Here is a 12,916-nt window from a genome sequence, read left to right as displayed (position 1 = left end):
GGCCTGGCATTAATTCCGACCGCGGAAGTGCCAGTGACAAACCTGGTACGTGACAGCATTATTGATGCTGCTGAATTGCCGTTAAAGTTTACCGCCCATACCCCGTGTTTTCGCAGCGAAGCCGGTTCGTATGGCCGTGACACCCGGGGGCTTATCCGTCAGCATCAGTTTGATAAAGTAGAACTGGTGCAGTTAGTGCAACCAGAGCAGTCAATGCAGGCTCTTGAACAGCTTACCGGCCATGCCGAAAAGGTGTTGCAGTTACTGGAGTTACCTTATCGGGTTATGCTGTTATGTACCGGCGATATGGGTTTTGGTGCCAGCAAAACCTATGATCTGGAAGTCTGGTTACCGGCACAGAATACCTACAGAGAAATTTCTTCCTGTAGTAATATGGCCGATTTTCAAACGCGCCGGATGCAAGCGCGTTATCGTAACGCGGAGATGAAAAAACCGGAATTACTGCATAGTTTAAATGGCTCCGGTCTGGCTGTTGGCCGGACACTGGTAGCGATTCTGGAAAATTATCAACAGGCTGATGGCAGTGTGTTAATCCCTGAAGTACTCAGGCCCTATATGGCGGGGCAGACGCATTTAAAATAGCGGCAGCGCCATCTGACACTAATGCTCAGAGACAGCGGGCGGGTTTGGGCAAACCCGCCAGCCGGGTGGCCTGCTTGGCAGGGCCTTGTGGAAACAGCATAAACAAATACTTACTATTGCCTTTATCAGGACCTAATTGCTCCGCCATGGCTTTCACCAGTACCCGGATGGCTGGCGAGGTGCCGAACTCATGGTAAAAATCTCTGACAAACTGGATCACTTCCCAATGCGCATCGGTTAGCGTTAATTGCTCAAGTTCTGCAAAACGTTCTGCCACTGCCGGTTGCCACTGCGTGATATCGGCCAGATATCCGTGTTTATCCAACGCCAGCTCTTTACCTGCGACCCGAAGGGTGGTTAACGCCATAATAGCACCTGTGAGGCGGTAGCGGTTAATTCGACCCATTGCACGGCGCTAACGATACCAATAGCTGAGTGTGGTAATAGCTGGCGCACGCTCAGATCAGTGTCAAGCGCCAGCACAGTGGCGGATGGCCACTTAATATCGCTGCGCGCTGCCAGATAAACCGCATCCTGTCTTAATAACAGGGTATCTGTCTGCTGGCATAGCATAGCTAACTCGGCAAAATTAATGGTTGGATTAATCAGATTTATCAGTTTCATTTAAATACATATTATCTGTTGCTGGCCGGCCAGCAATTGCTGTAACTGTAATGCATTAAGCGGCTCAGCTGTAATGGTTAACTGATTACTATCAAGCTGACGCCGTTGCAAGGATGTTTGACAGACATAAACCTGCTCAATGTCGTACAGACCAAATAGTTTAAAGCCTGACTGGTAACGTTTCAGCACAAAATCGCTGCTCTGTTGCACTGGCAGCAACTGATAAACGGCATCACCGCTGAAAATAACGGCTAGCTGATGTTCAACCGCTGCCAACGCCAGACACAAGTCGAGTGTTTCCCGACCGGCGCTGGTGTTGTAGGGGCTTTGTCGCTGAATGATGGCAATACGTTGCATCAGAATTGCACCAGTTTGCTGTTAGTCAGGCGCATGGCAAACTCGGCCAGACCAGCAGCAATAAAACCACTGTCCGACATAGCCAGACCACGTTTTTCAGCGGCAGTCACACAATACAGTAATGGAATTTGATGTTGTTGACAAAAACCGGCCAGCTGTTTGCTCAGGTTGGGCTCGTCAGTGGGTAAATCAATATCAGCCGCGGCTAAGAGCACCGCATCCTGATACAGAAAAATCTGTTCAATCTGATAGCCAGCTGTCAGGGCGGCGCTGGCAAATTGCAGGGCACTGGCCACATCCTGGCTGGCCAGCGGACTGGTCGTGAGTAACAGACTGAAAGTGGTCAAAGCGGCCTCATAAAAAAATACCCCGTACAGGACGGGGCATTTTAGCGGAACTTAGCGAACTGGCAAAGGGTTACTCGTCACCCATAATTCCCAGTAAGCTCAACAGGTGAACAAAAATATTAAAAATGTTCAGATATAACCCCACTGTCGCCCGGATATAGTTAGTCTCGCCACCATGGATAATCCGGCTGGTATCAAACAAAATAAAACCAGACATAATTAATATGATGGCGGCGCTGATGGCCAGGCTTAGTGCCGGGATATCCAGGAAAATATTAGCGATAACCGCAACCAGCGCGACGATTAAACCGACCATTAAAAATCCGCCCATAAAAGAGAAGTCTTTGCGGGTGGTTAATACATAAGCTGATAGCGCGAAAAAAATAACCGCAGTGCCGCCCAGTGCCTGCATAATCAGGCTGGGGCCATTGGCAAGGCCGGCATAAGCATTCAGTAACGGGCCAAGGGATGCGCCCATAGCACCGGCAAAGCCGAACACCCAGAAAATGCCACTGGCAGAGTCCGCTTTTTTGTTAACCACAAACAGCATGATAAAACCTGCTACAAAGCAGACGATAGATGCCAGTGGTGACAGGTTCATGGCCATGGCGATTACAGCGGTAAGCGCACTGAAAGCCAGGGTCAGACCAAGTAAGAAATAGGTATTACGGAGTACTTTGTTAATTTCAATACCGCTGCTGACGGTATTAATAGTACTGGTTTCTCTGTACGACATATGCAGTCTCCTGTTAGCTGAATATTATGTCTGTTTGGCCGTTATCATACTGACTAAGTTCCCGCAGCTCCAGTAGTTATCCGATAAAAAATACGCGGCAGCTGATTTTTTTAACTTTTGGCTTTCTTTTCTCCGGCAAACTGATTAGTATACGCAGCGCTGGAGGGATGGCAGAGCGGTTTAATGCACCGGTCTTGAAAACCGGCGTGGGTTAATAGCCCACCGAGAGTTCGAATCTCTCTCCCTCCGCCACTTAGCAGTAGAGTATACGCAAACCACCGCAAGGTGGTTTTTGCTTTATGATAGCTTGTGTCAGACTGGCAACGACTGAATAACGTTGAAAAATGCATCGTTGTTGGCGGATTAATAGCCAAACAGTCAAAAGTGAACAAAAAGCGCTTTACAAAGCCGGGGGGAGTTCTTAATATTCCCCCCATAGCGCGGAGGGATGGCAGAGCGGTTTAATGCACCGGTCTTGAAAACCGGCGTGGGTTAATAGCCCACCGAGAGTTCGAATCTCTCTCCCTCCGCCACTTTCCTGATGCTAAATCGCAATTCTGCTAACATTCCATTCTTTGTTCATTAATACTTATTATTCAGGTTAAATAGTTACTGAATAATGTTTCCTATTATTTACCTTTCTGGCACACTATCAGCTGAAAAAGCCAAATCTATAGTATTGGTGTCGAACCAGTTAGCAGAAAAGCTCCGGCTCGACTATGCTAGCTGCATAAAAATTCTAATAACCAGTGAGACGGAGAGGCTAAGTTGATTAACGTGCTGTTAGTTGATGATCATGAGCTTGTACGAACTGGGATCAGTCGCATACTAATGGATGAGCGCGGTATCAAGGTGATAGGCGAAGCTGGATCCGGTGAGGAAGCTCTGCAGTTTTGTCGTCAGCATGAACCTGATGTGGTGCTGATGGATATGAATATGCCTGGTATGGGCGGTATGACTGCAACCAAGCGGATTTTGCATTTTTGTCCTGATATCAAAATTCTGGCGTTGTCAGTGTCGTGTGAAGAGCCGGTACCTACTAAAGTGATGCAACTGGGTGCAGCAGGTTTTATTTCTAAAAACTCGGCGCCGAAGGAGATGGTATCAGCCATTCGGAAAGTATACAGCGGTGTGCGGCACATCTCAGATGAAGTAGCGCAAAAAATGGCTCTGGCTAAGGTGAACAACCATAGTGAGAATCCGTTTGACGGCCTGTCAGATCGTGAATTACAAATTATGCTGATGATTACCCGTGGTCAGAAAGTAAACGATATTGCAGAGCAATTAAGTGTCAGCGCCAAAACCGTTAATTCCTATCGTTACCGGATGTTCGAAAAGCTCGCTATCAGCGGTGATGTTGAATTAACCCACCTGGCATTGCGCCACGGTATGATTGATATTGCCAAGGTATCTTCCTGACTCAATGTTTGACCCGAAAACCTTTTTAGCCTCAGTTCCTGCTCAGCCTGGCGTCTATCGGATGTTTAATCAGGAGGAGCAGGTTATTTATGTTGGCAAGGCTAAGGATCTCAAAAAGCGGCTTAGCAGTTATTTCCGGCAGCAGCTGGACAGCGTAAAAACCCGCGCCCTGGTCGCACAGATTGCCAGCATTGAAATTACCGCGACACATAGTGAAACAGAAGCGTTGATTCTGGAAAATAACCTGATAAAGCAGTTTATGCCCAAATATAATGTGCTGCTCAGGGATGACAAATCTTACCCTTACATCTTTATTTCCGGCCACAAACACCCGCGCATCAGTTCACATCGCGGACCGCGCAAACAAGCCGGGCAATATTTCGGCCCTTATCCTAATGCTGGAGCGGTCTGGCAAAGCCTGAAAACGCTGCAGAAAATTTTTCCCATTCGTCAGTGCGAAGATGGCTTTTACCGGGCCCGGACCAGGCCTTGTCTGCAATATCAGTTAAAGCTTTGCTCAGCACCCTGCGTCGGCAAGATCTCGGATGAAGATTATACCGAGCAAGTGCAGCTGGCCAGCTTATTTCTCAGCGGTAAAAATCAGCAGGTCGTTGAGCAGCTGGTGCAAAAAATGAACAGCGCCAGTGAGCAACTCGCTTTTGAAGAGGCGGCCAGTTTTCGGGATCAAATTACGGCATTGCGTAAAGTACAGGAGCAGCAGTATGTAAGCGGCGAGCATGCTGAGCTTGATATTATTGGCTTTGCGATGTCAGGCCAGGTAGCGGTGGTTCATGTCTTGTTTGTCCGCCAGCAAAAAATTCTGGGCTCTAAATCTTATTATCCCAAAGTTCCTGCCAATACGGAACGAGAAGAAGTGCTGACGGCTTTTCTGCTGCAGTTTTACTTGAGTGGCGGGGGGGGGCAGCAGATCCCTCCGGAAATCGTGCTGCCGCTGGAACTTGAAGATACCGTGTCATTAGCAGAAGCAATCAGTGATGCTGCAGGCAGAAAAGTACGGATTATTGCGGCTAAACGGGGTGAAAAGTCGCAGTATCTTAGTCTGGCGCAAAAAAATGCCACGCTGGCCTGTGACAGCCGGCAGTCAGCGGGGCAGAAAATGCAACTGAGATATGCCGCGTTGAAATTACTACTGGGCATTGAAGAGCCTGTCAAACGAATGGAATGTTTTGATATCAGCCACACCATGGGACAGGCAACAGTCGCATCCTGTGTGGTTTTTGACGGCGAAGGGCCTTATAAGCAGGAATATCGGCGCTACAATGTTACCGGCATTACTGGTGGCGATGATTATGCAGCGATGCAGTTTGCTATTAATAAGCGCTACGGCAAATTAACTGATGAAACCAAAATACCAGATATCATTTTTATTGATGGCGGGCAGGGCCAATTAAATATTGCACTGGCCGAGTTTGCCGAATGGCCCCATATTAAAAAGCCTTTACTTATTGGTATTGCCAAAGGTATTAGCCGTAAACCCGGGCTGGAGACGCTGATCCTCGGTGACACTGGCCGCCATCTGCATTTAGCCGAAGACAGTCCCGCTTTACATTTAATTCAGCAGATACGTGATGAAGCACATCGTTTTGCGATCACCGGCCATCGCAGCAAGCGGGGTAAAAGTATGACAAAAAGCCCGCTGGAAAATATCGCCGGCATTGGTGAAAAACGACGACAAGCACTATTGCAATATTTGGGGGGGCTGCAGGGTGTGATGAAAGCATCGGTTAGCGAACTGAGTTCCGTACCCGGTATTTCAAGACAACAAGCAGAAAAGATTTACCAGGCTTGTCATAACAAGTAGCATAGCACCATTGATTTTTCGAGAACTGTAATATGTGGAATATTCCCAATTTGTTAACAATGTTCAGGCTGCTGCTGATCCCGGTATTTATTATATGTTTTTATTCCGGCTGGGAGTATTACCGTTTTTGGGCTGCCTTGGTATTTTGTTTAGCGGCCATTACGGATGCACTGGATGGATATCTGGCGCGGAAACTTGAGCAGTCTACGCCGTTTGGGGCGTTTTTGGATCCGGTGGCTGATAAAGTTATGGTGGCCGTGGCGCTGGTGGTAGTAGCAATCCATGAGCAAACGTTGTGGTTCAGCATTCCAGCCATTATTATTATCAGCCGCGAAATTGCAATTTCTGCGCTGCGCGAATGGATGGCAGAAATAGGCAAAAGAGCCAACGTGGCGGTATCTAATCTTGGTAAATATAAAACCATTGCCCAGATGCTGGCGCTGATAGGTTTGATCTGGCAACCGCAGTTTACCTTGCTGGCCTGGTTTACACCGGTAGGGTACGGCATGCTTTATATAGCAACCTTATTAACTGTATGGTCTATGTATCAGTATTTAACGGCTGCCTGGCATGATTTATCGCGCCAGTGAGCTGATTGCAGATAATTAATACAAGTGAGTTAAAATTTAAGCAGTCAGTTGTAAAACGACGAATTTGTTATTGACTGGCTTAATTAAAACAGTAGAATGCGTCTCGTGTTAAGGCACATGGCCATAAGCATCGCGAGTATAGCTCAGCTGGTAGAGCGCGACCTTGCCAAGGTCGAGGTCACGAGTTCGAACCTCGTTACTCGCTCCAACTCTTAAACAGAGTGGTGCAGCAGTTTATTGGCGGGTTGGCAGAATGGCCATGCAGCGGATTGCAAATCCGTCTATCTCGGTTCGACTCCGGGACCCGCCTCCATAACGCCGTGTGAAATTTTCATAAAAGTTGTCTGCCCGGGTGGTGAAATCGGTAGACACAAGGGATTTAAAATCCCTCGGGGGAAACCCCGTGCCGGTTCAAGTCCGGCCCCGGGCACCATTTTGTTGATATCAGCGTATAAAAATACCAGGTTTTCGCGAGTATAGCTCAGCTGGTAGAGCGCGACCTTGCCAAGGTCGAGGTCACGAGTTCGAACCTCGTTACTCGCTCCAGATAATAAAAAAGCAGCCTATGGCTGCTTTTTTATTATCTGCTCTGTGCTGAAGCACCTGCCCGCGTATACCAGATTAAAAAGCAAATAGCCTTGGGCTGATAAACCAGACTGCAGCAGTGATCACGATAATTGCCAACAGGTTCAGGATCAGGCCTGCTTTTACCATATCAGCAATTTTTAGTTTGCCAGAGCCGAAGACAATAGCATTAGGTGGCGTCGCCACTGGCATCATAAAAGCACAACTGGCAGCAATTGCTGCAGGAATAACCAGCATTGAGGCGCTGGTATTAAGAGACACGGCCACCGGGCCCAGCAGTGGCAAAAATGCTGCGGCAGTCGCTGTATTGCTGGTTACTTCTGTTAGAAAAATAATAACAGTCGTCACCATAACGATCAGCAATAGCAAATTAATCGTACCGAGCGCACCCACCTGGCCAGCGATAAAGTCTGCCAGGCCAGATTGCTGTATCTGGGCAGCAAGCGTCAGGCCGCCGCCGAATAAAATTAAAATGCCCCATGGCAATTTGGTGCAATCCTCCCAGCTAAGCACCCGCTGGCCGCTTTTCAGGTTAACCGGGATAACAAACAGCAGGCTGGCGCAGAAAATGGCAGTTAATGTATCATTTAACGGCAAACCGGTAAGACTGACCAGCCAGCCTCTGAATACCCATAAACAAGCCGCCAGCAAAAAAACAGCTAACACTATTTTTTCAGCCCGCTGCATCGGTCCTAGCGCGGTAAGTTTATCAAGATACAACTGGCGGCTGACCAGCACTTTTTCCTGATACAACCGGAAATGCCACTGAGTTAACCAATACCAGGCAGCGAATAACATCACAATCGCTACCGGCACACCCAGTAACATCCAGTTTGCAAAACTTATCTCTAATTGATACTGATTGCGTAAATAACCGGCAAGTAAGGCATTAGGAGGCGTGCCAATCAGGGTGGCGACACCGCCTATACTGGCTGCATAAGCAATAGACAACAACATGGCTTTGGCGAATTTATCACTGCCTGTGTCCTGCATTGTGATAATTGACAGCGCAATTGGCAGCATCATAACCGCCGTCGCGGTATTGGACATCCACATGGATAAAAAAGCGGTAACCAGCATCATGCCGGCAATTTGCTGGCTGGGTTTGCTGCCTACTGCCAAAAGCGTTAGCAGGGCAATACGCTGGTGCAAATTCCAGCGCTCCATAGCAATCGATATAATAAAACCACCGAGAAACAGAAAAATCAGTGGATCAGCATAGGGCGCAGTCACGTTGCTGATGGTGTCGAGGCGCAGTAAAGGTATCACTACTATTGGTAGTAATGAGGTTACCGGTATTGGTACGCTTTCGGTAATCCACCAGATGGCCATCCACGCTGTCAGGCCACTGAGTACCCAGGCGGCTTGCGACATGCCTGTAAACAATGGCTCATTGAATAATACCGACAGGAAAAGTGCGGGACCGGCCAGCAGTGACAGCAGATACGAAGACGAGGGGCGATCCATTAGTGCTGCTACTCCTCAATATCCTGTGGATTTGAATTATCGTCACAGGCTGTTTTACTGGAATGCTGCACTAATTGTTCCATTTGTGCCAGCTCGTACTTATCGAGTAATCGCCACTGGCCGGCGCGAAGGTCTGCCAGCCGCACATGCATAATCCGGGTTCGTTTTAGTTTGATAACGTCGTAACCAAGGTATTCGGTCATACGGCGAATTTGGCGGTTAAGACCCTGAGTTAATATGATTTTAAAAGTATTTTTAGAGACCTGGCTGACTCTGCAGGGCAGGGTGACAGTATCAAGAACAGGCACGCCACTGGCCATTTTCTGAATGAAATTCGCTGTAATTGGCTTGTTTACTGTCACCGTGTATTCTTTTTCATGAGCATTGCCAGCGCGTAAAACTTTATTAACGATATCACCGTCATTGGTAAGAAATATAAGGCCTTCTGACGGTTTGTCGAGGCGGCCTATCGGGAATATACGCTCAGGATAGCCGATGGCATCAATAATATTGCCTTTGATATGTCGCTCGGTAGTACAAGTAACACCAACCGGTTTGTGGTACGCCAGATACACCCGGGTTGGCTTATCTTTGAGGGGCTTGCCTTGTATAGCGACAACGTCACTGGCCGACACTTTCAAACCCACTGGTGCAATCACCCCGTTTACCGTGACTAATCCTTGTTCGATATACTTGTCGGCCTGCCGACGTGAGCAAAAGCCGGTGTCACTGATAAATTTATTTAAACGATATTGGCTAGGTTCTGTCATATGATTCTTAAATAAAAAAAGCAGCCCCTAGTTTAGGGGCTGCTGGCGCGTGCGGCAAGCGTTAGCCTGGTATGGGCTAACCAATTTAGAATGTCGCTGGCATTTGCTGACTTAACCCGAATTACATATTGGGGTAATTAGGTCCGCCCCCACCTTCAGGTGTTACCCAGGTAATGTTCTGGCTGGGATCTTTAATATCACAGGTTTTACAGTGAATACAATTTTGCGCATTTATCTGAAACCGTGGCGCCTGGCCATCCTCACTGATCACTTCATAGACGCCTGCCGGACAGTAACGCTGGGCCGGTTCGGCATACTTTGGCAGATTAACCTCAATCGGAATGCTCGGATCGGCGAGCTTTAAGTGACATGGCTGCTCTTCTTCATGATTGGTATTTGACAGATAAACCGAGGTCAGTCTGTCAAAACTAATAATATTGTCTGGTTTGGGATAATCAATCTTATTGCTATCAGCCGCAAGCTTCAGTTGTGCATAATCGCGGTTGTTATCTTTCAGGGTGAAAGGGAGCTTACCTGCAAACCAATTCTGCTCTATGGTATTGAAAACACCGCCCCAGAATGTGCCAAATTTGTGCATTGCCGGTCCAAAGTTGCGGGAGCGGTGTAATTCCTGATACAGCCAGCTCTGTTTTACCGCATCGGTATATTGGGTTAAATCTTTACCGCCAGCATCATCATTAGTTAACGCAGTAAATACCGTCTCTGCCGCCAGCATGCCTGACTTCATAGCGGTATGGTTTCCCTTTATTTTGGCAAAGTTCAGTGTGCCGGCATTACAGCCCAGCAAAATACCGCCCGCAAAGGTCATTTTGGGCAAACTATTCAGTCCGCCTTTCGTAATGGCTCTGGCACCATAACTGACACGTTTACCATCAGTCAGATACTGCTTAATGGTCGGGTGTTGCTTATAGCGCTGAAATTCAGCAAAGGGATCAAGATAAGGATTGCTGTAGTTCAGGTCGATAATCAGACCGACGACAATCTGCTGGTTTTCGGCATGATATAGATAACCGCCGCCAGAGGCTTCATCAGCAAGCGGCCAGCCGGCAGAGTGGACAACCAGCCCCTGGTGGTGATTATTGGCAGGCACATCCCAAATCTCTTTGAAACCGATGGCGTAGTGCTGGGGGGATACATCTTTATCCAGCTTGAAGTGATTAATAAGTTGTTTACCGAGATGGCCGCGGCAACCTTCAGCAAATAAGGTATATTTCGCCCGCAGCTCCATACCGGGGGTAAAACTGTCTTTTGGTTTTCCGTCGCGGTCCAGGCCCATATCTCCGATGACAATACCTTTTACCACATCGTCTTCGAGCAGGAACTCACTGGCGGCAAAACCCGGAAAAATCTCTACGCCCAGAGCCTCAGCTTGTTCAGCCAGCCAGCGGCACAGGTTGGCAACTGACACTATATAATTGCCGCTGTTATGGATGGTTTTAGGTACGGCGAAGCCGGGTAATTTGCGGCTGCTTTTGGCATCACTAAACAAATAGATATCATCGTGAGTCACCGGTGTTGTCAGTGGCGCCCCGGTCTTTTGCCAGTCAGGCAATAACTCGTCCAGTGCTCTGGGTTCAAAGACTGCACCAGACAATATGTGGGCGCCCACTTCTGAGCCTTTTTCGACGACGCAAACGGTGATTTCTTTACTGGCTTGCTGTGCTTGCTGCATCAACCGGATCGCGGCCGACAAGCCCGCTGGCCCGGCGCCAACGATTACGACATCGAACTCCATTGCTTCTCTTTCCACGATGGTTACCTCTTGGATGCTTATATTTACAGTATTCACTGTGTTTATTGTGCTGATAAGGGTATTGCAGGTTGACGTTAACGTCAACAGTAAGTAGATTGTGCAGCAATATATAGCGTTATGTTTACCTTAACGTAAACCTGGCAGCAGGCGAGCGTTGGCATGCAATCGAAGAGGATTATATGAAGATATTAGTTCCGGTTAAACGGGTTATCGACTACAACGTCAAAGTTCGGGTAAAAGCCGACCAAACCGGTGTCGATTTAGCCAACGTTAAAATGGCACTCAACCCGTTTTGTGAAATTGCGGTGGAAGAAGCGGTGCGTTTAAAAGAAGCCGGGATTGCAACAGAAGTGGTCGCAGTATCTATCGGCGTTAAAGCAGTGCAGGAGCAACTTCGAACAGCGCTGGCGTTAGGGGCTGACCGGGCTATTCATCTGGAAACAGAGCATAATCTGGATTCTTTACAGGTCGCTAAGCTGTTGGCAAAACTGGTTGAACAAGAGCAACCTCAACTGGTTATTCTGGGTAAACAGGCGATAGATTCTGACAATAACCAAACCGCTCAAATGCTGGCGGCATTAACAGGAATGGGGCAGGGTACTTTTGCCTCTCAGGTTGAGGTTAAAGACGATAAAGTTCAGGTGACAAGAGAAATCGACGGTGGTTTGCAAACGGTCGAGTTGTCATTACCTGCCGTCGTTTCTACCGATTTACGGTTAAATGAACCCCGCTATGCATCGCTACCTAATATCATGAAAGCAAAGAAAAAACCGCTTGATATTAAAGCGGCTGATAGTTTGGGAGTAAATCTGAATTCAAATGTCACGACGTTGAAAGTCACCGCACCACCAAGCCGCCAGGGTGGCATAATCGTCGAGTCGGTTGCAGAACTTGTTGAAAAATTAAAGCATGAAGCGAAGGTGATCTGATGACAATTTTAGTAATCGCAGAGCATAGTAATGACGCGCTTAAAGCCGATACTCACAAAGTGGTTGCGGCTGCAAGCAAGATTGGCGGAGACATTCATCTGCTGGTTGCAGGCGAAAACTGTGAGAATGCCGTCAGCGCTGCCGCCGCTATCGCCGGGGTGACGAAAGTCCTCGTGGCTGACGCGAGTGCCTATGGCCATCAGCTGGCAGAAAACGTGGCAGCACTGGTCGCTGAAATTGGCAAAGATTACAGCCATATTCTGGCTGCCGCGACAACAACAGGTAAAAACATGTTGCCCCGGGTTGCGGCATTGCTTGACGTCGCGCAACTGTCAGACGTCATTGCAATTGAAAGTGCAGATACCTTTGTGCGGCCAATATATGCCGGAAATGCCATAGCGACAGTTCAATCAACTGATGCGATTAAAGTATTGACGGTGCGTGGCTCAGCATTTGCCGCAGCGGCAGAGGGTAACCAGGCTGAAGTTGAAAAACTGGATATTATCAAAAATCTGCAGGTGTCATCTTTTATCGGTGAAGAGCTGACTAAATCTGCCAGGCCTGACCTGACAGCGGCCAAAGTGATTATTTCAGGCGGTCGCGGCATGCAGAATGGCGAGAATTTTACCATGTTAAATGGTATTGCTGACAAACTGAATGCCGCTATTGGTGCCTCCCGCGCAGCAGTCGATGCAGGGTTTGTTCCCAACGACATGCAGGTTGGTCAAACCGGTAAGATAGTTGCGCCGGATCTCTATATTGCGGTCGGCATTTCAGGCGCTATTCAGCACCTTGCCGGGATGAAAGATTCAAAAGTTATCGTTGCAATAAATAAAGACGCTGAAGCGCCTATTTTCCAGGTTGCTGATTATGGTTTAGTGGCAGATTTATTT

At 48.0% G+C, this 12,916-nt stretch carries 14 protein-coding genes and 6 tRNA genes; 12 read left to right on the top strand and 8 right to left on the bottom strand.

Annotated elements, in window-relative coordinates; all coding sequences use genetic code 11:
- Window positions 1-603, top strand: a 603-nt coding sequence (gene serS, locus R3177_RS08495) for a serine--tRNA ligase (RefSeq protein WP_318970605.1), incomplete at its 5' end; no start/stop codon positions are given.
- Window positions 604-628: 25 nt separating this feature from the next.
- Here serS and R3177_RS08490 read toward each other — a convergent pair.
- From R3177_RS08490 to R3177_RS08470, 5 genes are all read right to left on the bottom strand, one after another.
- Window positions 629-970, bottom strand: coding sequence for a TusE/DsrC/DsvC family sulfur relay protein (locus R3177_RS08490; protein ID WP_318970604.1), 342 nt, complete (start codon window positions 968-970; stop codon window positions 629-631).
- Window positions 961-1,227: a DsrH/TusB family sulfur metabolism protein gene (locus tag R3177_RS08485; RefSeq protein WP_318970603.1), complete on the bottom strand. Its 267-nt coding sequence runs from the start codon at window positions 1,225-1,227 to the stop codon at window positions 961-963. Before R3177_RS08485 ends, R3177_RS08490 begins: the two co-directional genes overlap by 10 nt.
- Entirely contained in the window at window positions 1,228-1,584 is a 357-nt protein-coding gene (tusC, locus tag R3177_RS08480) for a sulfurtransferase complex subunit TusC (RefSeq protein WP_318970602.1), read from the bottom strand. It lies immediately after the preceding gene.
- Window positions 1,584-1,931, bottom strand: a complete 348-nt coding sequence (locus R3177_RS08475; protein WP_318970601.1) for a DsrE/DsrF/TusD sulfur relay family protein — start codon at window positions 1,929-1,931, stop codon at window positions 1,584-1,586. Before R3177_RS08475 ends, tusC begins: the two co-directional genes overlap by 1 nt.
- A 70-nt stretch (window positions 1,932-2,001) precedes the next feature.
- Entirely contained in the window at window positions 2,002-2,667 is a 666-nt protein-coding gene (locus tag R3177_RS08470; RefSeq protein WP_318970600.1) for a Bax inhibitor-1/YccA family protein, read from the bottom strand.
- A 161-nt stretch (window positions 2,668-2,828) separates the two neighbouring features.
- On the opposite strand from R3177_RS08470, the gene R3177_RS08465 reads away from it, so the two are divergent.
- The 9 genes from R3177_RS08465 (at window position 2,829) to R3177_RS08425 (ending at window position 7,044) form a co-directional block, all read left to right on the top strand.
- A tRNA-Ser gene (locus R3177_RS08465) sits at window positions 2,829-2,919 on the top strand.
- A gap of 190 nt (window positions 2,920-3,109) precedes the next feature.
- A tRNA-Ser gene (locus R3177_RS08460) sits at window positions 3,110-3,200 on the top strand.
- 235 nt (window positions 3,201-3,435) lie between these two features.
- Window positions 3,436-4,086 carry a UvrY/SirA/GacA family response regulator transcription factor gene (gene uvrY, locus R3177_RS08455; protein WP_318970599.1) on the top strand — a complete coding sequence of 217 codons (651 nt, stop codon included), beginning with the start codon at window positions 3,436-3,438 and terminating at the stop codon, window positions 4,084-4,086.
- A 4-nt stretch (window positions 4,087-4,090) separates the two neighbouring features.
- Window positions 4,091-5,908, top strand: a complete 1,818-nt coding sequence (gene uvrC, locus R3177_RS08450) for an excinuclease ABC subunit UvrC (protein ID WP_318970598.1) — start codon at window positions 4,091-4,093, stop codon at window positions 5,906-5,908.
- A 32-nt stretch (window positions 5,909-5,940) separates the two neighbouring features.
- A complete protein-coding gene (gene pgsA, locus R3177_RS08445) occupies window positions 5,941-6,498 on the top strand; it encodes a CDP-diacylglycerol--glycerol-3-phosphate 3-phosphatidyltransferase (RefSeq protein WP_318970597.1) in 558 nt (185 codons plus the stop codon).
- 132 nt (window positions 6,499-6,630) lie between these two features.
- Window positions 6,631-6,706 (top strand) — tRNA-Gly (locus tag R3177_RS08440).
- A 31-nt stretch (window positions 6,707-6,737) separates the two neighbouring features.
- Window positions 6,738-6,811 (top strand) — tRNA-Cys (locus R3177_RS08435).
- Between the two features lie 33 nt (window positions 6,812-6,844).
- Window positions 6,845-6,931: transfer RNA gene (locus R3177_RS08430), tRNA-Leu, on the top strand.
- Between the two features lie 37 nt (window positions 6,932-6,968).
- Window positions 6,969-7,044 (top strand) — tRNA-Gly (locus tag R3177_RS08425).
- A 75-nt stretch (window positions 7,045-7,119) separates the two neighbouring features.
- Here R3177_RS08425 and R3177_RS08420 read toward each other — a convergent pair.
- The 3 genes from R3177_RS08420 to R3177_RS08410 form a co-directional block, all read right to left on the bottom strand.
- Window positions 7,120-8,550 (bottom strand): DASS family sodium-coupled anion symporter, encoded by a 1,431-nt coding sequence (locus R3177_RS08420; protein WP_318970596.1) that lies wholly within the window; start codon window positions 8,548-8,550, stop codon window positions 7,120-7,122.
- Between the two features lie 8 nt (window positions 8,551-8,558).
- Window positions 8,559-9,320, bottom strand: a complete 762-nt coding sequence (locus R3177_RS08415) for a pseudouridine synthase (RefSeq protein ID WP_318970595.1) — start codon at window positions 9,318-9,320, stop codon at window positions 8,559-8,561.
- A gap of 121 nt (window positions 9,321-9,441) precedes the next feature.
- Window positions 9,442-11,076 carry an electron transfer flavoprotein-ubiquinone oxidoreductase gene (locus R3177_RS08410; protein WP_318970606.1) on the bottom strand — a complete coding sequence of 545 codons (1,635 nt, stop codon included), beginning with the start codon at window positions 11,074-11,076 and terminating at the stop codon, window positions 9,442-9,444.
- A 197-nt stretch (window positions 11,077-11,273) separates the two neighbouring features.
- Here R3177_RS08410 and R3177_RS08405 point away from each other — a divergent pair, with 197 nt between their 5' ends.
- On the top strand, window positions 11,274-12,023 hold the full coding sequence (locus R3177_RS08405; RefSeq protein ID WP_318970594.1) for an electron transfer flavoprotein subunit beta/FixA family protein: 750 nt from the start codon (window positions 11,274-11,276) through the stop codon (window positions 12,021-12,023).
- On the top strand, window positions 12,023-12,916 hold an 894-nt coding region (locus R3177_RS08400), incomplete at its 3' end, for an electron transfer flavoprotein subunit alpha/FixB family protein (RefSeq protein ID WP_318970593.1). The genes R3177_RS08405 and R3177_RS08400, both read left to right, overlap by 1 nt.

It is taken from the genome of Arsukibacterium sp., from assembly GCF_033722355.1.
Lineage (GTDB): Bacteria > Pseudomonadota > Gammaproteobacteria > Enterobacterales > Alteromonadaceae > Alishewanella.
The sequence above is the reverse complement of the archived record's forward strand: the minus strand, read 5'-3'. Positions and strand labels throughout refer to the sequence as shown.

What these genes read in the sequence shown, in the direction of transcription:
- R3177_RS08490 (WP_318970604.1), bottom strand. Translation starts at nt 970, where the DNA reads ATGGCGTTAACCACCCTTCGGGTCGCAGGTAAAGAGCTGGCGTTGGAT.
- R3177_RS08485 (WP_318970603.1), bottom strand. Translation starts at nt 1,227, where the DNA reads ATGAAACTGATAAATCTGATTAATCCAACCATTAATTTTGCCGAGTTA.
- tusC (WP_318970602.1), bottom strand. Translation starts at nt 1,584, where the DNA reads ATGCAACGTATTGCCATCATTCAGCGACAAAGCCCCTACAACACCAGC.
- R3177_RS08470 (WP_318970600.1), bottom strand. Translation starts at nt 2,667, where the DNA reads ATGTCGTACAGAGAAACCAGTACTATTAATACCGTCAGCAGCGGTATT.
- uvrC (WP_318970598.1), top strand. Translation starts at nt 4,091, where the DNA reads ATGTTTGACCCGAAAACCTTTTTAGCCTCAGTTCCTGCTCAGCCTGGC.
- pgsA (WP_318970597.1), top strand. Translation starts at nt 5,941, where the DNA reads ATGTGGAATATTCCCAATTTGTTAACAATGTTCAGGCTGCTGCTGATC.
- R3177_RS08420 (WP_318970596.1), bottom strand. Translation starts at nt 8,550, where the DNA reads ATGGATCGCCCCTCGTCTTCGTATCTGCTGTCACTGCTGGCCGGTCCC.
- R3177_RS08415 (WP_318970595.1), bottom strand. Translation starts at nt 9,320, where the DNA reads ATGACAGAACCTAGCCAATATCGTTTAAATAAATTTATCAGTGACACC.
- R3177_RS08410 (WP_318970606.1), bottom strand. Translation starts at nt 11,076, where the DNA reads ATGGAGTTCGATGTCGTAATCGTTGGCGCCGGGCCAGCGGGCTTGTCG.
- R3177_RS08405 (WP_318970594.1), top strand. Translation starts at nt 11,274, where the DNA reads ATGAAGATATTAGTTCCGGTTAAACGGGTTATCGACTACAACGTCAAA.